This window comes from Pseudomonas sp. MPR-R2A5, assembly GCF_058793055.1.
Window position 1 is genome coordinate 13,757 of record NZ_JBXAFK010000053.1, and the last position, 18,434, is coordinate 32,190.

The 18,434-nt window shown below is 59.5% G+C and carries 17 protein-coding genes; 9 read left to right on the forward strand and 8 right to left on the reverse strand.

Features of this window, described 5'->3' with window-relative positions:
* Positions 1 to 156: 156 nt before the first annotated feature.
* The 3 genes from der to AC1Q6I_RS28865 all read left to right on the forward strand — a co-directional run bounded on the left by der (position 157) and on the right by AC1Q6I_RS28865 (position 3,668).
* Entirely contained in the window at positions 157 to 1,626 is a 1,470-nt protein-coding gene (gene der / locus AC1Q6I_RS28855) for a ribosome biogenesis GTPase Der (RefSeq protein WP_041161016.1), read from the forward strand.
* Positions 1,627 to 1,740: 114 nt separating this feature from the next.
* Positions 1,741 to 2,889: a pyridoxal phosphate-dependent aminotransferase gene (locus tag AC1Q6I_RS28860; RefSeq protein ID WP_102624576.1), complete on the forward strand. Its 1,149-nt coding sequence runs from the start codon at positions 1,741 to 1,743 to the stop codon at positions 2,887 to 2,889.
* A complete protein-coding gene (locus AC1Q6I_RS28865; protein ID WP_024077282.1) occupies positions 2,877 to 3,668 on the forward strand; it encodes an amidohydrolase in 792 nt (263 codons plus the stop codon). Before AC1Q6I_RS28860 ends, AC1Q6I_RS28865 begins: the two co-directional genes overlap by 13 nt.
* A 285-nt stretch (positions 3,669 to 3,953) precedes the next feature.
* Here AC1Q6I_RS28865 and leuA read toward each other — a convergent pair whose 3' ends face one another.
* The 4 genes from leuA to AC1Q6I_RS28885 all read right to left on the reverse strand — a co-directional run bounded on the left by leuA (position 3,954) and on the right by AC1Q6I_RS28885 (position 9,063).
* Positions 3,954 to 5,633, reverse strand: coding sequence for a 2-isopropylmalate synthase (leuA, locus tag AC1Q6I_RS28870; RefSeq protein WP_024077281.1), 1,680 nt, complete (start codon positions 5,631 to 5,633; stop codon positions 3,954 to 3,956).
* Between the two features lie 324 nt (positions 5,634 to 5,957).
* On the reverse strand, positions 5,958 to 6,779 hold the full coding sequence (locus tag AC1Q6I_RS28875; RefSeq protein WP_069076967.1) for a M23 family metallopeptidase: 822 nt from the start codon (positions 6,777 to 6,779) through the stop codon (positions 5,958 to 5,960).
* A gap of 3 nt (positions 6,780 to 6,782) precedes the next feature.
* On the reverse strand, positions 6,783 to 8,162 hold the full coding sequence (gene xseA, locus AC1Q6I_RS28880; RefSeq protein ID WP_069076966.1) for an exodeoxyribonuclease VII large subunit: 1,380 nt from the start codon (positions 8,160 to 8,162) through the stop codon (positions 6,783 to 6,785).
* Between the two features lie 10 nt (positions 8,163 to 8,172).
* On the reverse strand, positions 8,173 to 9,063 hold the full coding sequence (locus tag AC1Q6I_RS28885; protein ID WP_024077277.1) for a LysR family transcriptional regulator: 891 nt from the start codon (positions 9,061 to 9,063) through the stop codon (positions 8,173 to 8,175).
* Positions 9,064 to 9,162: 99 nt separating this feature from the next.
* Between AC1Q6I_RS28885 and AC1Q6I_RS28890 the strand changes: the two genes are divergently transcribed.
* The 6 genes from AC1Q6I_RS28890 (at position 9,163) to AC1Q6I_RS28915 (ending at position 16,685) form a co-directional block, all read left to right on the forward strand.
* Positions 9,163 to 9,930, forward strand: coding sequence for a sulfite exporter TauE/SafE family protein (locus AC1Q6I_RS28890; protein ID WP_024077276.1), 768 nt, complete (start codon positions 9,163 to 9,165; stop codon positions 9,928 to 9,930).
* 161 nt (positions 9,931 to 10,091) lie between these two features.
* A complete protein-coding gene (locus AC1Q6I_RS28895) occupies positions 10,092 to 10,640 on the forward strand; it encodes a hypothetical protein (protein WP_024077275.1) in 549 nt (182 codons plus the stop codon).
* Between the two features lie 104 nt (positions 10,641 to 10,744).
* A complete protein-coding gene (guaB, locus tag AC1Q6I_RS28900; protein WP_102624577.1) occupies positions 10,745 to 12,214 on the forward strand; it encodes an IMP dehydrogenase in 1,470 nt (489 codons plus the stop codon).
* Between the two features lie 82 nt (positions 12,215 to 12,296).
* Positions 12,297 to 13,874 carry a glutamine-hydrolyzing GMP synthase gene (guaA, locus tag AC1Q6I_RS28905; protein WP_024077274.1) on the forward strand — a complete coding sequence of 526 codons (1,578 nt, stop codon included), beginning with the start codon at positions 12,297 to 12,299 and terminating at the stop codon, positions 13,872 to 13,874.
* A 308-nt stretch (positions 13,875 to 14,182) separates the two neighbouring features.
* On the forward strand, positions 14,183 to 15,403 hold the full coding sequence (locus tag AC1Q6I_RS28910) for a tyrosine-type recombinase/integrase (RefSeq protein ID WP_102624578.1): 1,221 nt from the start codon (positions 14,183 to 14,185) through the stop codon (positions 15,401 to 15,403).
* A gap of 730 nt (positions 15,404 to 16,133) precedes the next feature.
* Positions 16,134 to 16,685 (forward strand): hypothetical protein, encoded by a 552-nt coding sequence (locus AC1Q6I_RS28915; protein WP_041161015.1) that lies wholly within the window; start codon positions 16,134 to 16,136, stop codon positions 16,683 to 16,685.
* 93 nt (positions 16,686 to 16,778) lie between these two features.
* On the opposite strand, the gene AC1Q6I_RS28920 is transcribed toward AC1Q6I_RS28915, so the two are convergent.
* Genes AC1Q6I_RS28920 through AC1Q6I_RS28935 form a run of 4 tightly spaced genes read right to left on the reverse strand, consistent with a single transcriptional unit; the run spans position 16,779 to position 18,363 of the window.
* Positions 16,779 to 17,324 (reverse strand): hypothetical protein, encoded by a 546-nt coding sequence (locus AC1Q6I_RS28920; protein WP_024077270.1) that lies wholly within the window; start codon positions 17,322 to 17,324, stop codon positions 16,779 to 16,781.
* A gap of 24 nt (positions 17,325 to 17,348) precedes the next feature.
* The gene (locus tag AC1Q6I_RS28925) at positions 17,349 to 17,675 is read right to left on the reverse strand and encodes a hypothetical protein (protein WP_024077269.1); all 327 of its coding nucleotides are present in this window, start codon (positions 17,673 to 17,675) and stop codon (positions 17,349 to 17,351) included.
* A 24-nt stretch (positions 17,676 to 17,699) separates the two neighbouring features.
* Positions 17,700 to 18,011 (reverse strand): hypothetical protein, encoded by a 312-nt coding sequence (locus AC1Q6I_RS28930; RefSeq protein ID WP_024077268.1) that lies wholly within the window; start codon positions 18,009 to 18,011, stop codon positions 17,700 to 17,702.
* 40 nt (positions 18,012 to 18,051) lie between these two features.
* On the reverse strand, positions 18,052 to 18,363 hold the full coding sequence (locus AC1Q6I_RS28935) for a hypothetical protein (protein ID WP_024077267.1): 312 nt from the start codon (positions 18,361 to 18,363) through the stop codon (positions 18,052 to 18,054).
* Positions 18,364 to 18,434: the final 71 nt, after the last annotated feature.

Sequence of the window (18,434 nt, forward strand, 5' to 3'; positions counted from 1 at the left end):
GATAAACGCGGCGTCCTCAGGTTTTTCGCGAGCAAGCTCGCTCCTACAGGAATCGGTGTCGGGCAGGGTATGTGGCATTTCAAATGCCGCCCCGAGCACCAGCCGCTGCCTTGCAGCGGCTTTTGTATTTTCTGAAATAACGAAGTGGAGAGCCGCATGGTTCCCGTAATCGCCCTGGTGGGCCGACCTAACGTCGGCAAGTCCACCTTGTTCAACCGCCTGACCAGGACTCGCGACGCCATCGTCGGCGACTTGTCTGGTCTGACCCGTGATCGCCAATACGGTGAGGCAAAGTGGCAAGGGCGCTCCTACATTATTGTCGACACCGGTGGTATCTCCGGTGACGAGCATGGCATGGACGAAAAGATGGCCGAGCAGTCGCTGCTGGCCATTGAAGAAGCCGATGTGGTGCTGTTCCTGGTGGATGCCCGTGCGGGCTACACCGCTGCCGACCAGATGATTGGCGAGCACCTGCGCAAGCGCAACAAGCGTTCCTACGTGGTCGCCAACAAGATCGACAACATCGATCCTGAAATGGCCCGCGCCGAATTCAGCCCAATGGGCCTGGGCGACGCGATCCCGATCGCGGGTGCCCACGGTCGCGGTATCACCCAGATGCTGGAAATCGCCCTGCGCGATTTTCCTAAGGATGACGCCGAGGAAGAAGAGGGCGAAGAAGAGATCGTCGCCGAAGGTGAGGAAGCCAAGCGCATTCCTGGCCCGAGTGAAAAAGACGGTATCAAGATCGCCATCATCGGCCGCCCGAACGTCGGCAAGTCGACCCTGGTCAACCGCATGCTCGGTGAAGACCGGGTTATCGTCTACGACCAGCCCGGTACCACCCGCGACAGTATCTACATCCCGTTCGAGCGTAATGACGAGAAGTACACCCTGATCGACACCGCGGGTGTGCGCAAGCGCGGCAAGATCCACGAGGAAGTCGAAAAGTTCTCGGTGGTGAAAACCCTGCAGGCGATCAAAGACGCCAACGTGGTGATCTTCGTGATGGACGCCCGCGAAGGCGTGGTGGATCACGATCTCAACCTGCTGGGCTTCGCCCTGGAAGCCGGTCGGGCACTGGTGATCGCGATCAACAAGTGGGACGGCATGACGCCGAGCGAGCGCGATTTCGTCAAGATCGAGCTGCAACGTCGGCTGTTCTTCGTGGAGTTCGCCGATATCCACTTTATCTCGGCCCTGCACGGCACAGGCGTGGGTAACCTCTACGCCTCGGTACAGAACTCGTTCAAGTCCGCGGTCACCCGTTGGCCAACCAACCGCCTGACCCAGATCCTGGAAGATGCTGTTGGCGAGCACGCGCCGCCGATGGTCAACAACCGCCGGATCAAATTGCGTTACGCCCACTTGGGTGGTGCCAACCCGCCGATTATCGTGATCCACGGTAACCAGATCGAGAAGGTGCCGAAGTCCTACGTGCGTTACCTGGAAAACACCTACCGCCGTGTCTTGAAGCTGGTCGGTACGCCGATCCGCATCGAGTTCAAGGGTGGCGAGAACCCATACGAAGGCAACAAGAACACACTGACCGACCGTCAGGTGAACAAGAAGCGTCGTTTGATGACTCACCACAAGAAGGCCGACAAGAAGCGCCGCGACAAGCGCTGATTTCGTCGTCGAAAAAAGGGCTCTCGACGAGCCCTTTTTTGTGCGCGCAGGTTTGAGCCTTGACCCCATGAGGCTGGCAGCTTAAAACTTGAGGCTCACCTGCAGGGGCCTCCGATGATCAACAGCAAGCTGCCAAATGTCGGCACGACCATTTTCACCACCATGTCGCAACTCGCTGCCGAAACTGGCGCGCTGAACCTGTCCCAGGGCTTTCCCGATTTCAATGGCCCCCAGGCTTTGCTCGATGCTGTGGGCAAACACGTTGCCAGTGGCCATAACCAATACGCACCCATGACCGGCCTGCCGGGCCTGCGTCAGCAAGTGGCGGCCAAAATCGCCCGCAGTTATGGCGCCACGGTCAACGCCGACAGTGAAGTGACCATCACCCCAGGCGCCACGGCGGCCATCTTCTGCGCGATCCAGGCGGTGATTCGCAGAGGCGACGAAGTCATCGTGTTCGACCCGTGCTACGACAGCTATGAACCTTCGGTCGAGCTGGCCGGTGGTCGCTGCGTGCATGTGCAACTGAACCTGAAAGACTTCACCCTCGACTTTGAAAAGATCCAGGCTGCGCTGTCGCCCCGCACGCGCATGATCATCCTTAACACACCGCACAACCCCACTGGGGCGCTGATCAGCCGTGCCGAGCTGGACCTGTTGGCGGCACTGATCCGCGACCGCGATATCTACCTGGTCAGCGATGAGGTCTACGAGCACCTGGTGTTCGATGGCGTGCCCCACATCAGTGTGCTGGCCCACGAAGAGCTGTACTCGCGTGCTTTCGTGGTCAGCTCCTTTGGCAAGACCTACCACGTCACCGGCTGGAAAACCGGCTATGTGGTCGCCCCCCCGGCCCTGACGGCCGAACTGCGCAAGGTGCATCAATACGTCAATTTTTGTGGCGTCACCCCGTTGCAATACGCGCTGGCCGACTTCATGGCTGAACACCCGGAGCACGTCGACGAACTGCCAGCGTTCTACCAGGCCAAGCGCGATCTGTTCTGCGACCTGCTGGCAGCGTCCCGATTCAGCTTTACCCGCGTCACCGGTACCTACTTCCAGCTGGTGGATTACTCCCGTATTCGTCCTGACCTGGATGACGTCGCCATGTCCCTGTGGATGACCCGCGAACACGGCGTGGCAACCATCCCTGTCTCGGTGTTCTACCAGAACCCACCCCAAGGCCAGCGCCTGGTGCGCCTGTGCTTTGCCAAACGCGAGGAGACGCTGCGGCAAGCAGCCGAAAAACTATGCGTGATCTGACTGTATTACCGAACCTGAATATCGCCCTGGTCCAGACCACCCTGGCCTGGCACGACCGCCAGGCGAACCTTGAGCATTTTGATCTGCTGCTGGAACAGGCACGGGGCGCCGACCTGATAGTGCTGCCGGAGATGTTCACCACCGGTTTCTCCATGGACTCACAAACCCTCGCCGAGCCGGAAAACGGCCCCACCCATCACTGGATGCAGGCCCAGGCGGCAAAATACAGTGCGGTGATCACTGGCAGCGTGATCATCCAGGCCGCCGATGGCAGCCACCGCAACCGCCTGTTATGGGCGCGGCCGGATGGCGAGGTGTTGCACTACGACAAGCGCCACTTGTTCCGCATGGCCGGCGAACACCATCACTACACGCCCGGCGAGCGCCAGGTGCAGTTCGAGCTGAAGGGGTGGCGGGTTCGTCCGTTGATTTGCTACGACCTGCGCTTCCCGGTGTGGAGCCGCGATGCCCAGGACACCGACCTGTTGCTGTACACCGCCAACTGGCCGGGAGCGCGGCGTCTGCACTGGAACCGGTTGTTGCCGGCGCGGGCGATCGAGAACCTGTGTTACGTGGCGGCGGTGAATCGGGTGGGTACGGATGGAAAGGGTTTCGCTTATACCGGCGACAGCCAGGTGCTGGACTTCCAGGGTGAGACCTTGCTGAGCGCAGGGGAGGCGGACGGGGTGTTCCAGGTGTGCCTCGATGCAGCTGAACTGGCGGCTTATCGCACGCGGTTCCCGGCGAACCTGGATGCCGATACCTTTGAGTTGGTCTGATAGACCGTTATCGGGGGCTTGCCCTAATGCCGTTCAGTTAAGGCTTTTTTGTAGGAGCGAGCTTGCTCGCGAAGAACTCACAGGCGCCGCGTTCACTCAGGAAACACGCGTTATCGTTGACGTTTTTCGCGAGCAAGCTCGCTCCTACAGAAGGCGATGTACACTTAACTGAACGGCATTAGGGCTTGCCCCCGATGAGTCCCTGACAGGCCACCCCAATCTGAAACTCAATAAAAAGGCCCCTGGATTCTCACCCAGGGGCCTTCTGCATTACGGCGCTACGGTTTACGCCGCTTTCGCTTCCAGCTGGCTCAACGAGCGGTTCAGCGCGCTGAACACGGCCTTGAAGCTGGCGGTGGTGATGTTTTCATCAATGCCCACGCCATGCACTGGACGCTCACCGTTCACGCGCAATTCAATGTAGGCTGCTGCCTTGGCATTGGTGCCTGCACCGATCGCGTGTTCGTTGTAGTCCATGATCTCCACCTTGATCGGCAGGGCGGCGACCAGTGCTTCCAGGGTGCCGTAGCCCTTGCCCTGCCAACGCAGATTGGTTTCGCCCTGGCCTTTGCCCGAGACTTCCACTTCCACGGTGCTGTTGCCGTTCTCTTCCTGCAGGCGATGGCTGACCAGCGCATACGGGGTGTTGGCTTGCAGGTATTCGCGCTGCAGCAAGGCGTAGATCTGCGGTGCGGTCATTTCCAGGCCCACGCGGTCGGTTTCGGCCTGTACCACCTGGCTGAACTCGATCTGCATGCGACGTGGCAGGCTGATGTCGTATTCCTGCTCCAGCAGGTAGGCGATGCCGCCTTTGCCCGACTGGCTGTTCACCCGGATCACTGCCTCGTAGCTGCGGCCGATGTCGGCCGGGTCGATCGGCAAGTACGGCACTTCCCACAATGCGTCGGGTTTCTGCTGGGCGAAGCCCTTGCGGATTGCATCCTGGTGAGAGCCGGAGAACGCGGTATGCACCAGGTCGCCCACATACGGGTGACGTGGGTGTACCTGGATCTGGTTGCACTCTTCGACGACTTTGCGCACGCCGTCGATGTCGGAGAAGTCCAGCTCAGGATTGACGCCCTGGGTGTACAGGTTCAGTGCCACGGTGACCAGGTCGACGTTACCGGTACGTTCGCCGTTGCCAAACAGGCAGCCTTCGACGCGGTCGGCGCCGGCCATCAGGCCCAGCTCGGTGGCGGCGACGCCGGTACCACGGTCGTTGTGGGTGTGCAGGCTGATGATCACGCTGTCACGACGGTTGATATGGCGACCGAACCACTCGATCTGGTCGGCATAGATGTTCGGCGTGGCGCATTCCACAGTGGCTGGCAGGTTGAGGATCATCTTGTGCTCGGGCGTTGGGTTCCACACCTCGATCACGGCATCGCAGACTTCCTTGGCGAACTCCAGCTCAGTGGCGCTGAAGGTCTCCGGGGAGTATTCGAAGGTCCACTGGGTTTCCGGCTGCTGGGCAGCGTATTTGACGAACAGCTTGGCTGCGTTGACGGCGATGGCCTTGATGCCGTCCTTGTCCTGGTTGAACACGATGCGGCGGAACGACGGCGACGTGGCGTTGTACAGGTGCACGATGGCTTTCTTGGCGCCGCGCAGGGATTCGAAGGTGCGTGCGATCAAGTCTTCACGGCCCTGGGTCAGCACCTGGATGGTGGTGTCCTCGGGGATGTGGTTGTCTTCGATCAGGGTGCGCACGAAGTCGAAGTCGGTTTGCGATGCGGCCGGGAACGAGGCTTCGATTTCCTTCACGCCGACAGCGACCAGGGTCTTCCAGAAGCGCAGCTTCTTCACCGCGTCCATCGGTTCGATCAGCGACTGGTTGCCATCGCGCAGGTCGGAACTGCACCAGATCGGCGCGGTGGTGATGGTTTTCGATGGCCAGGTGCGGTCCGGAATATCGATGGTCGGAAACGCGCGGTACTTCGAAGACGGGTCTTTGAGCATGCTCATCGGGAAATCCTTTGTTGTAGGGGCCGAGAAAAGGCGGCCTGCCGTAGAACTGTTTTTGGGGATAAAGCTAAAAGACGAGGCAGATCGATTCAGCCTGGCAGTCGTGCGCTGACGAGGCACAGGCTGCGGTGCTGGCGGAGCTGAATGAGGGTGTGAGAGGTTTTCATAAGCCCAACCCTAACCTCAGGGGTGAAAGATGGCAAGCAGTCGATAAAAATTGAGAGAAGTTCTTCTATTGGCGCGTGAAACGAGATTTTATGGTTGGAATCTGTCCTTGGCCTATTTTTAATTGCGCGCCGCTTATCGGGCGCGCAATTGAGCCATTCAGGGCTGGAAGGCGCCGATAAAGATCGCCGGATCGACCCTGGCATCGTTGAGGCTGACATTCCAATGCATATGCGGCCCGGTCGCACGGCCCGTCGAGCCCACCTTGCCCACCACTGCGCCGCGTACCAGTTGCTGGCCCACCTTCACGTCGATCTTCGACATATGGCAGAACATGCTGATAAAGCCTTGGCCGTGGTCGACGAACACGGTGTTGCCGTTGAAGAAGTAGTTGCCGACCAGAATCACCTTGCCGTTCGCCGGTGTCTTGATTGGCGTGCCGGCCGGTACGGCAAAGTCCAGGCCGGAATGGGGATTGCGCTCTTCACCATTGAAGAAACGGCGCACCCCGAATTTACTCGACAGCGGGCCGTTCACCGGTTTGTCCAGCACCAGGTTGCTCGGCAAGGTCGGGCTGAAACTGCGGTAGGCCTTGAGTTGCACGGCGAGTTCGGCTTCGATGCGCTTGAGCTGCACCGGGTCGGGGTTGACCTGGCTTTTGTTCTTCAAGGTAATGCGCTGTTCCGGGTACTGCTTGTAGCCGACGATAAACGGCAGGTTGCGCCCGCCACTGCTGATGCGTTCATTGCCCGGCTTGACCGTCAGCGGAATGCCGACAATCGCCAGCCAGTTGTCCTGCTCCTTCACGACCAGTACCGGTTTGCCCTGGTACGTGGCTTTCGGCACGGTGGCTGAAGGGCCGAGCTCGACCACGGCAACCCCGCCCGGCACCGGTTTGTTCAGGGTTCGGGTGATATAGCTGTCGGCTTGGGCGTTAACGGTGAGGCACAGCAGCATCAACAGGCTAAATAGACGTGGCATCGATCAATCCAGAAGCGAAAGGGTAACGGGCGTCAGGTGGTTGTCTTCCACCCGCACTTGCAATTGGCCTTCACCGAGGCGTGCGGTCAGGCGCTGGCCTGTTTGGGTTTGTGCCGCGTTGCGGATGGCCTGGCCGCGCTCGTCCAGCAGGATGCTGTAGCCGCGGCCCAGGGTCGCCAGGGGGCTGACCACATGCAGCGTCTGCACCTGGCTTTGCAGTTGCAGGCGGCGCGCCTTGAGCCCCTCGCGCATGGCGCGGGGCAGGCGTTCGGCGAGGCTGTCCAGGCGCTGGCGCAGCAGGGCCAATTGGCGGCCAGGGTGTTGGCCGGCGAGACGGGTTTCCAGGCGGATCAAACGTTCGCGACGGGTATTGAGGCTGCGTTCGAAGGCGCGGCGCAGGCGCATGTCCAGGTCATCCAGGCGCTGTGCCTGCTGGCGTAGACGCTCGCCGGGGTGGCGCAGGCGACGGGCCATGCCTTCCAGGCGCAGGCGGTCGTGGGTCAGCCGGTTGCGCATCAGCATCACCAGGCGACGATGCAGGCTTTCGACCTGGCGGACCAGGTTGCTGGCGTCAGGCGCGAGCAGTTCGGCTGCGGCAGAAGGCGTGGGCGCGCGGACGTCAGCCACGAAATCACTGATGGAGACGTCGGTCTCGTGGCCGACGGCGCTGACGATCGGCGTCACGCAGGCATCAACCGCCCGCGCCACGGCCTCTTCGTTGAAGCACCAGAGGTCTTCCAGCGAACCACCCCCACGGGCCAGGATCAGCGCGTCGAAGCCGCGCGCGTCAGCCAGCTTCAATGCCCGCACAATTTGCGGGATGGCTTCACGGCCCTGCACGGCCGTGGGGATCAGCGTCAATTGCACCTGCGGTGCACGGCGGCGGAACACGCTGATGATGTCGCGGATCACCGCGCCGGTGGGCGAGCTGATAATGCCGATGCGCCGTGGATGGGCCGGCAGCGGCACCTTGCGCTCGGCACTGAACAGGCCCTCGGCGCTGAGTTTCTCCTTCAAGGCATCGAAGGCCAGGCGCAGCGCGCCGTCACCCGCCGGCTCCACCGTGTCGAGGATCAGCTGGTAATCGCCACGGCCCTCGAACAACGAGACCTTGCCGCGCACCTTGACCGCCAAGCCGTCTTTCAACGCCTGGCGCACCCGTGCGGCATTGTTGCGAAACAATGCGCAACGCACCTGGGCGCCGCTGTCCTTGAGGGTGAAATACACATGGCCGGAGGCCGGACGGGCGAGGTTGGAGATTTCGCCTTCGACCCAGATATTGGTGAACACGTCTTCCAGCAACACCCGCGCGCGGCCGTTGAGTTGGCTGACAGTCAGGACTTCGCGGTCCAGGCCCAGACGGGCAAAGGGATCTTTAATCATGGGCGGCAGTTTATAGGCATTCGTGCAAGGTTTGACAGAATTGCTCCACCAGCGCGCTCGGCGCCTGGGGGCAGGCCAGCGCCACGGTACTCAGGCAGTCCGGGTCGGCCAGGGGTAAAAAGTGCAGACTGGCCGGGGCGATGTCTTGCATGGACTCTGGTAGCAGGGCAATCCCGAAGCCGGCCTGGATCAACTGCAACTGCGTGGTTTTGCGCGACATCACCCGCGCGGCCTTGGGGAAAAATCCGGCGCGCATGCACAGCTCGGCGGACAGATAACTCAGGCCGCCGCGCTGGGGGTGGGGGATCGAGATAAACGCCTCATCCTTGAGCTGGGCCAGGTCGACGGCCTCGTCATTGCGCGCCAATGGGTGATTCGGCGGTACCGCCAGGAGCAATCGCTCGGTATATAAAGGCACGACGCGCACCCCTTCACGTTGGCGCAACACCGGCAAGCGCAACAGGCCGACGTCCAGGCGACCGTCGGCGATGTCCTCCAGCTGCGCTTCTGAGGACAGTTTGGCGATATCCATCGACACGCCAGGGCAGCGTTCCAGCCAGGTGCTGATGCCTTGCAACAGCGCACCGTTCATCGGCACGGTGCTCGAATGGCTCAGGCGCAGGGTGCCGAGCTGGCCGTTACCGACCTGGGTCGCCAGGTTACTGGCCTTGTGCAGTTCGCCCAGCAGGTTGCGTGCCCGTGGGTAAAAGGCTTCGCCTGCGGCCGTCAGCTTGGGCTGGCGCGCAGTGCGTTCGAACAGTGGGGTTTGCAGCTGGGTTTCCAGTGCCTTGATCTGCCTGCTCAGGGCCGATTGCGCGATGAAGAGGCGCTCGGCGGCGGCGCTGAAGCTGCCGCTGTCGGCGATCTCGACGAAGTAGCGCAGTTGGCGAGTGGAAATCACATGTCATGCCTTTTCGAGATGGGTGAGTGGCTTTGAAGATATTAGTCGCAACCCTCGCGGATGGCTAAAGTGATAGCCATCTCTTTCAAGGAATAACCCATGGGCCCGATTGAGCTGATGAGTCAGTGGTCGTTTGGCGGCGTTGATTGGCTGGTGATCGGCCTGGGTACTGCGGTGGCCTATATCGTGTTTGGCATTGCCGGCTTCGGTACGGCACTGGTGGCGGGGCCGATCCTGATTGTGTTTATGCCACTGTCGAAGATCATTCCGTTGCTGGTGCTACTGGATTTTGTCGCGGCGTTCGGCAACCTCCTGCAATCGCGACGGGAGGTGAACAAACCGGAGTTATTGCGACTGCTGCCGTGCATGGCGATTGGCTGCACCCTGGGCGTGGTGTTTCTGCTCAACCTGCATTCCGATCTGTTGTTGCTGTTGATGGGGCTGTTTATCAGCGCCTACGCGATCTACAGCCTGGCGGTGAAAGCCCGGCCGGCGCAGCTGGCGGCGGGGTGGTCGATACCCATGGGCACGGTCGGCGGTCTGTTTGGCGCGCTGTTCGGCAGTGGCGGCTTTTTATATGCGATCTACCTGAACAGTCGTTTACCCAAGGACGCGGCCCGTGCCACTCAGAGTGCGCTGATCAGTTGCAGCACGGTGGTGCGCCTGAGCCTGTTCCTGATTGCTGGGGTGTACGCCGACTTGCCGCTGTTGATGTTGGCGTTGTGCCTGCTGCCGGCGATGGTCCTGGGGCTGTGGTGCGGGCGTCGGCTGACGATGCGTATGTCGCGCGAGGCGTTTGTGCGGTTGGTGACCTGGCTGGTGCTGGCCAGTGGGATTGCTTTGATCGGACGGTATTTGAGTACTTGACCTGTGTGGGGCAGGGATTAAGCTGCCAGCCTTCAGGGCCTCTTCGCGAGCAAGCCCGCTCCCACATTCGAGCGCATTTCTCCTGTAGGAATGCAGTCGAATGTGGGAGCGGGCTTGCTCGCGAAGGCGCCAGACGGCACACCGCAGGACTCTCAGGCCTCATGAATTCCCAAAGCATCCTTGTCCCGAAAATCTCCACCTTGCCGGTCCACGAACCGCGCGCACGGGCGATCGTGCGCTGGCTGGTGCGCAAGAACATCGTCAAGGAAGAGCTGACCACTTGCGGGCGCACCGGCAACCGCATGGCCTATGCCTTGGCCGACGGCGCCCGCGCGGTGGTGTTGCACCCCGAGGCGCTGCCGTTCAACGAGCCGGTCAATGGGTTGGAAATCATCTATAAGCGCTGCATCTATACCCCTGCCAAGGGGTTTCTCGAAGAGGCCGGCTGCCCGGAATGCCTCAAGGAAGTCGGCGAGGCGCTCTTCGAAAGCCTGGAAGACTGGATGCCTGGCCACACCGACAACTTCACCTGTCCGTTGTGTGGGCATGAAGATGACATCAATGGCTTTTTATTCCTCCAGGAATGTGGGTTTTCCAACCTCGGGTTCATCTTCAACAACTGGGCGGAGGCGGGGTTCAAGCAGAGCTTTATCGATGAGTTCGCCGATTGGTTGGATCAGAAGATGAGTTGGGTCAAAGTCGAGTTATAGCCCTTCTATCACTATTCCCAAATATGTCAGAGTTTTACATTGAGACCTGGGGGGTGTCTGAGTATAATGGCGCGCTTCCATTTTCCCGCTCGGGAGCCCCCGCGATGCTGCGTATCAGCCAAGAAGCTCTGACATTCGACGACATTCTCCTAGTGCCCGGTTATTCCGAGGTACTTCCTAACGAAGTCAGTCTCAAGACCCGCCTAACCCGTGGCATCGAGCTGAATATTCCCCTGGTTTCCGCTGCCATGGACACCGTCACCGAAGCCCGTCTGGCCATTGCCATGGCTCAGGAAGGCGGCATCGGCATCATCCACAAGAACATGACCATCGAGCAGCAAGCTGCCGAAGTGCGCAAGGTCAAGCGTTACGAAGCCGGTGTGGTGAAAGATCCAATCACCATCGAAGCCGACGCCACCGTGCGCGACCTGTTCGAACTGACCCGCCTGCACAACATCTCCGGCGTTCCGGTGCTGCATGATGGCGACCTGGTCGGCATCGTCACCTCCCGTGACGTGCGTTTCGAGAACCGTCTTGAAGTCACCGTCCGCGAAGTGATGACGCCCAAAGAGCGTCTGGTCACGGTCAAGGAAGGCGCCGACAAGAACGATGTGCGCGAACTGCTGCACAAGCACCGCATCGAGCGCGTGCTGATTGTCGACGACAAATTCGCCCTCAAAGGCATGATGACCGTCAACGACATCGAAAAAGCCAAGGCTTACCCGCTGGCCAGCAAGGACGACCAAGGTCGCCTGCGCGTTGGCGCTGCGGTCGGTACCGGTAAAGACACCGGCGACCGTGTAGCGGCCCTGGTTGCGGCCGGTGTTGACGTGGTGGTGGTCGACACTGCCCACGGTCACTCCAAAGGCGTGATCGACCGCGTTCGTTGGGTCAAGCAGAACTTCCCTGAAGTGCAGGTGATCGGTGGCAACATCGCCACCGGCGCTGCCGCCAAGGCCCTGGCCGAAGCGGGCGCGGATGCCGTCAAGGTCGGTATCGGCCCTGGCTCGATCTGCACCACGCGTATCGTCGCCGGTGTGGGCGTGCCGCAAATCAGCGCCATCGCCAACGTCGCTGCAGCCCTTGAAGGTACTGGCGTTCCATTGATCGCCGACGGCGGCATCCGTTTCTCCGGTGACCTGTCCAAGGCCATCGTTGCCGGTGCTTCCTGCGTGATGATGGGCTCGATGTTCGCCGGTACCGAAGAAGCGCCAGGTGAGATCGAACTGTTCCAGGGCCGTTCGTACAAGGCTTACCGTGGCATGGGTTCGCTGGGCGCCATGTCCCAGGCGCAAGGTTCTTCCGATCGTTACTTCCAGGATTCCTCGGCAGGCGCCGAGAAGCTTGTACCGGAAGGCATCGAAGGCCGTGTTCCCTACAAGGGCACCCTGAGCGCCATCATCCATCAACTGATGGGCGGCCTGCGCTCCTCGATGGGCTACACCGGTAGCGCCAACATCGAAGAAATGCGCACCAAGCCTGAGTTCGTGCGGATCACCGGTGCCGGCATGGCCGAATCCCACGTCCACGACGTGCAGATCACCAAGGAAGCGCCAAACTACCGCGTAGGTTGATGCTTCCAGCAAATAGTTAAGTAACCGGGGCTGTCTTATTCAGCCCCGAGTTGTTTCTGATTCATTAGACGAGACTGATCTCATGGCCCTCGACATTCACGCCCACCGTATCCTGATCCTCGATTTCGGTTCCCAGTACACCCAACTGATCGCCCGCCGCGTGCGTGAAATCGGTGTGTACTGTGAGCTGCATCCGTTCGACATGGATGACGAAGCGATTCGCGAATTCGCACCGAAAGGCGTCATCCTCGCCGGTGGCCCCGAGTCCGTGCACGAAGCCAACAGCCCGCGCTGCCCACAAGCCGTATTCGACCTGGGCGTGCCCGTGTTCGGTATCTGCTATGGCATGCAGACCATGGCCGAGCAACTGGGTGGCAAGGTTGAAGGTTCCGAGTTGCGTGAGTTCGGTTACGCCCGTGTCGACGTGGTCGGCAAGAGCCGACTGCTGGACGGCATTGAAGACCACATCGACGCCGACGGCCTGTTCGGCCTCGACGTATGGATGAGCCACGGTGACAAGGTCACCAAGATGCCGCAGGACTTCCACATCCTGGCGAGCACCCCAAGTTGCCCGATCGCTGGCATGTTCAGTGACGAGCGTCGTTACTACGGCGTGCAGTTCCACCCGGAAGTGACCCACACCAAGCAAGGCGGCCGCATCCTGTCGCGCTTCATCCTCGACATCTGCGAGTGTGAAGCCCTGTGGACACCGTCGAAAATCGCTGAAGACGCCATCGCCCAGGTGCGCGCCCAGGTCGGCACCGACAACGTCCTGCTGGGCTTGTCCGGCGGCGTTGACTCTTCCGTGGTTGCCGCGCTGCTGCACAAGGCCATCGGTGACCAACTGACCTGCGTGTTTGTCGACAACGGCCTGCTGCGCCTGCACGAAGGTGAGCAAGTGATGGCCATGTTCGCTGAGAACATGGGCGTCAAGGTGATCCGCGCCAACGCTGAAGATCAATTCTTGAACAACCTGGCCGGCGAGTCCGACCCGGAGAAGAAGCGCAAGATCATCGGTCGCACCTTCATCGACGTATTCGATGCCCAGTCCAACAAACTGGACAACATCAAGTACCTCGCCCAGGGCACCATCTACCCCGACGTGATCGAATCGGCCGGCGCCAAGAGCGGCAAGGCCCACGTGATCAAGTCCCACCACAACGTGGGTGGCCTGCCTGAGGAAATGAACCTCAAGCTGGTAGAACCGCTGCGTGAACTGTTCAAGGACGAAGTCCGCCGCCTCGGCCTGGAACTGGGCCTGCCGTACGACATGGTCTACCGCCACCCATTCCCAGGCCCGGGCCTGGGCGTGCGGATCCTCGGTGAAGTGAAGAAGGAATACGCCGACCTGCTGCGTCGCGCCGACCACATCTTCATCGAAGAACTGCGCAAGGCCGACTGGTACCACAAGGTCAGCCAGGCATTCGTGGTGTTCCAGCCGGTGAAATCGGTTGGCGTGGTTGGCGACGGCCGTCGTTACGCATGGGTCGTGGCCCTGCGTGCCGTGGAAACCATCGACTTCATGACCGCCCGTTGGGCACACCTGCCGTATGAACTGCTGGAAACTGTCAGCGGCCGTATCATCAATGAGATCGAAGGCATCTCGCGCGTGACGTATGACGTGTCGAGCAAGCCGCCGGCGACGATTGAGTGGGAATGATGGGACGTCCGGCATTGCCGGGCATCCACTAGCAAGAAATGCCCTAGAGCCCGCGTAATTGCGGGCTTTTGGCTTTTTGGGTCTGGAAAATTCTGGCAGCTCTGTGCATCGCCAAGCACCGTGTTTATGTGGCATGGTACGGGGCATTGACTGAGCCAAATGCCATGCTTAGCGCACGATACCATGTCGCCTTGTTAGGGAAGGGCATGGTATCAAATCTCATCATTCGCCCGGTTTCATTGGGTTTTAACGTGGTGCATGAGTGATTTTCTGAGCATGGTATTTTTTCCATGGAATCCATAACTGCCATGTTGACCGATACCAAGCTGCGTAACCTCAAACCGAAAGAAAAACTTTACAAAGTGAACGACCGCGACGGACTGTACGTGGCCGTCACTGCTGCCGGTTCCATCTCATTTCGCTACAACTACTCCATCAACGGCCGTCAGGAGACCATCACTTTCGGTCGCTATGGTGTGGGTGGCATCACACTTGCTGAAGCCAGAGAGCGCCTGGGAGAGGCTAAAAAGATGGTTTCGGCGGGTAAGTCTCCTGCCAAAGAGAAAGCCCGTGCCAAGGCACGCACCAAAGGGGCAGAGACGTTTGATGCGTGGGCTGAGAAATGGCTGCGTGGGTATCAGATGGCTGACTCGACCCGTGACATGCGCCGATCTGTTTACGAGCGCGAGCTAAAGCCGCACTTCGGTAATCAGAAACTGGTGGAAATCAATCATGAGGATCTGCGAGCGCTGACTGATGCAATCGTGGAGCGAGGAGCTCCAGCCACGGCCGTGCACTCCCGCGAGATTGTGATGCAGGTGTTCCGATGGGCGATTGAACGCGGTCAGAAGGTCGAGAATCCGGCTGATCTGGTACGTCCTGCAAGCATCGCTAAATTCGAGCCACGTGACCGCGCTTTAGGACCTGACGAAATCGCGTTGATGTATCAGTACCTGGACCGCATCGGTACCGCCTCCTCCGTGAGGGTGGCCGCTAAGCTGTTGTTGCTGACCATGGTCCGCAAAAGTGAGTTGACCAACGCTACCTGGAACGAGATCAATTTCAGCGAAGCCCTGTGGACCATTCCGAAAGAGCGGATGAAGCGCCGCAATCCTCATTTGGTGTTCTTATCTCAGCAGGCTTTGGATTTCTTCATTGCATTGAAGACGTTTGCTGGCGGTTCAGACTACGTCTTTCCCTCCCGGTACGATTCTGATTTGCCAATGAGCACCGCGACGATCAATCAGGTGTTGACGCTGACTTACCGGCTTGCGCAAAAAGAAGGGCAGTCGCTGAGCAAGTTCGGACCGCATGATTTGAGGCGCACAGCGAGCACGCTGCTGCATGAGGCTGGTTACAACTCAGATTGGATTGAGAAGTGCCTTGCGCATGAGCAGAAGGGCGTAAGGGCCGTTTACAACAAGGCTGAATACCGCGATCAGCGTCGGGCGATGTTGCAGGATTGGGCGGATATGATTGACGAGTGGACACTTAGTCGGCCACGTCGAAGCAACGTCGGCAAAGAGTGAAGTTAACATTTTCGATCTTATGATGATTACTGCTTTCGAGCTCGTCGTCTGATGGCCGCAGATACTGCTTGGCGTGATACGCCAAGTTGGCGGGCAATTTCAGCCTGGTTGGTAATGCCTTGATTCAGCAACTCATCCACCGAGCTTGTTGGTGACTTGAGTATCTGGAGCTGGCTATAGGCCGTTTTCCTGACCTCAGCCCATGTCTCTATATCCCACCTCGGGAAAACAGCAGCTCCTTGGGACCAGATTTTTGCGATTAAATCCTCATACTCCAGTGCATACCTCCGGTCGCGCTGATAAGCGCGCCGAGCTTCATCGCTACGCCGTGGGTTGTGAGCCTCACAGTAAAGTTTGCTCGGTCTCGATGCGCCTTCGGGATGGCTCGGTAAAGCCGAAGGCCACATCAACTCGCCCTGGCACGCCCAGGTAGAAACGAGCATTCGACGCTCGACGTGATATCGATGGATTGAGCGGATCTCCCGTCTTCGTATCTGGAGACCCTCACCTGTTTGTCGGTGTAGTCATTAGAGCTGGACAGGAGTCTGGGCTACTCCATTTCATCTATGGAGCATGTCTTTTCCACGCGATGGATGCCTTGGTGGAGTTTCCCTCTCAGCCGATGATGATTTGATCTAGGAACTGATGACCATGAAATATAAACAACGCGGGCTTTGGCTGTAGAACGATTCCACTTTTCGCCTCCAGCACATCAAGGAATGACATGTTCATGAAAGATAAAGCGCAAACTGGCTACAATCCTGTACAGGACGATGTGTTGAAGACATTGGGCCTTGCGGTGATCGCGGGGCAGAGTGTTGAGCACCTATTGTGCAATTGCCTAACGTTTCCTTTGCACGGCGAGCCACTGCAAACAGTGGAACAGCTTCAGATCCTGCTTGAGCGACATTCAAAAGCCACTCTGGGACAACTGCTTAAAGCACTGCGGAAGCGGGTTGATCTGCATCCCACCTTCGACGACAAGTTGGATCGCTTCCTCCAGTATCGCAACGTGATCGCACATCGGCTACATGATGTGCCCGGCGGTTTTGACCTGCATACCGATGAAGGACGGGGGAGGCTAAAGGCCTTCCTGCTCCAGTACATGGAAGATGGTCATACCGTCAGCATGGTATTGCTGGGCGTTTTGCGGAAATGGGCGAGTCAAGAGGACATTGATCTTCCCAACGAGCACCATCTGAGCCAGCGAATGCAGGACCACCTTGATGCCAATGTCATGCCAAATTTGGCAGCCTTGATCAGGTCTAAAGAACACGACTGAATCCACTGAAAAGACGATGGCCATCTACGAAGAAATGCAGGCACAGCTCCAGGAACTGGTGGATCTGGTGAAGCTAACCCGCGTAGATTTCGGCTAGAAGTTATCAATCGCGTTGCACATCGACACCTTCCCCGCTGGCTGCGGTTGGACCATTGCCCACTGCTTGCCGCCCGCCTCCAATTCATCCAGCTGGAACGAACAGTCCGCCGACATGGTGGCCTGCACCATGTAGTCCACGCCAGGCCGAGGCACGAAGGTCATGGTCTTGGCACACTGCCGGGAATATTGCAGGCGCCCCAGGTAATGGAACGCGATCGGCTTGTTCGCCGGCACCACCAGCTCCGACGAGACCGCACCGGCCCACGAAAAGATCGGTCCGGGAATGCCGAGGTTTTCGCCGTTATGGTCGGGGAAGCCGGGTTTCGCCGACGCCATCACCCCCGCGCCGGGCACGTTCCAGTCGAGGCAATCACGCCCCGGCACGGCGCGCACCAGGCCGTCGGTGAGCAGGCGGATACGCGCGGTCTCGCCGCCCTGCGGGGGCACGTAGCCGGTGGACAGCGAACGCACGTTCGCCACTTGGCCGCAGCCGCCCAGCGCTAGCAGCAGCACGGCGGGGATTACAGGCAACAGTCTCATCAGGCATCGACTCGTAGGGGGAAGTTAAGGCTGGCGGCAGTTCTGGTTGACCGACAGATGTGGCGCCGGCTCATAGCTCACGCGCTGCAAACCATCGGCGTCCTGGAACAGGAAGTATTTGACGCGACAATCCTTGAACATCGCTGAGTAACCCTCCGCCCGGAAGCCTTGGCCATCGACCTGTTTGGTCACGGTATTGTTGCGGCTGACCACCTCGAGCACCTTCTGATAGCTGTCGCCCATGTTTACCCCAGGCTCGCCGGTGATCGCGGCCGAGGAGGCGCAACCGCCCAGCGCTGTTGCCGCCAGGGCCAATGCGGCACCATACAGTCCGTTGCGTAGATTGTTCATTCCCTGTGTCCTTTTGGTGATGGGTTAACGGCGGCCGTCGCACACCGGCGATTCGCCAATGCGGCCTAGCTTGCACAGGTCCAGATCGTCCGTGCGGATAAAACCCGCATCCTTCATGCAGTAGAAGCGCGTCAGCACCACATCAATCGGCGACTTGTCGCCAACGCCATCAAGATTGGTATACCCGCAAGCCCGCATTGCGTCATCGACGCCCTGCTGGGAGACGCCCTTCTTTTTCCATTGGGTGTAGTCCCCTGGCGGCGGTTGAAAAGGGGTACAGCCCCCAACTACTACCAGAAGGCTCAGGCCCAACCACTGATTTCGAGTCAGCAACATCACATTCTCCATGTCCATGAGCGCCCCGGACTGTGCCCGATTACCGGCGCCCGTCACACACCGCAGACTCACCAATACGACCGAGCTTGCACATGTCCACGTTATCTTTGCGTTTGTAGCCTGCGTCTTTCATGCAATAGAAATTCATTAACCTCACATCGATTGGCGACCTGTCTCCTGCACCATCAACATTGGTATATCCGCACGCACGCATCGCAGCAACGATCCCGGTCTGCGATACGCCCTCCTTGTACCATTTTGTGTAATCCGGAGCCGGCGGTTGAAAGCCCCTTCCCGTGCAGCCAACCAGTAACACAGCGCAAAAACTCAGCAACAGGCTCCTCGTGAACATGGCGTTCTTCCTTATGGGTTGACTCGGATAAGTGTGAGACGCCGTAGGGTGAGTCGCTCTAGAAGGGTTTG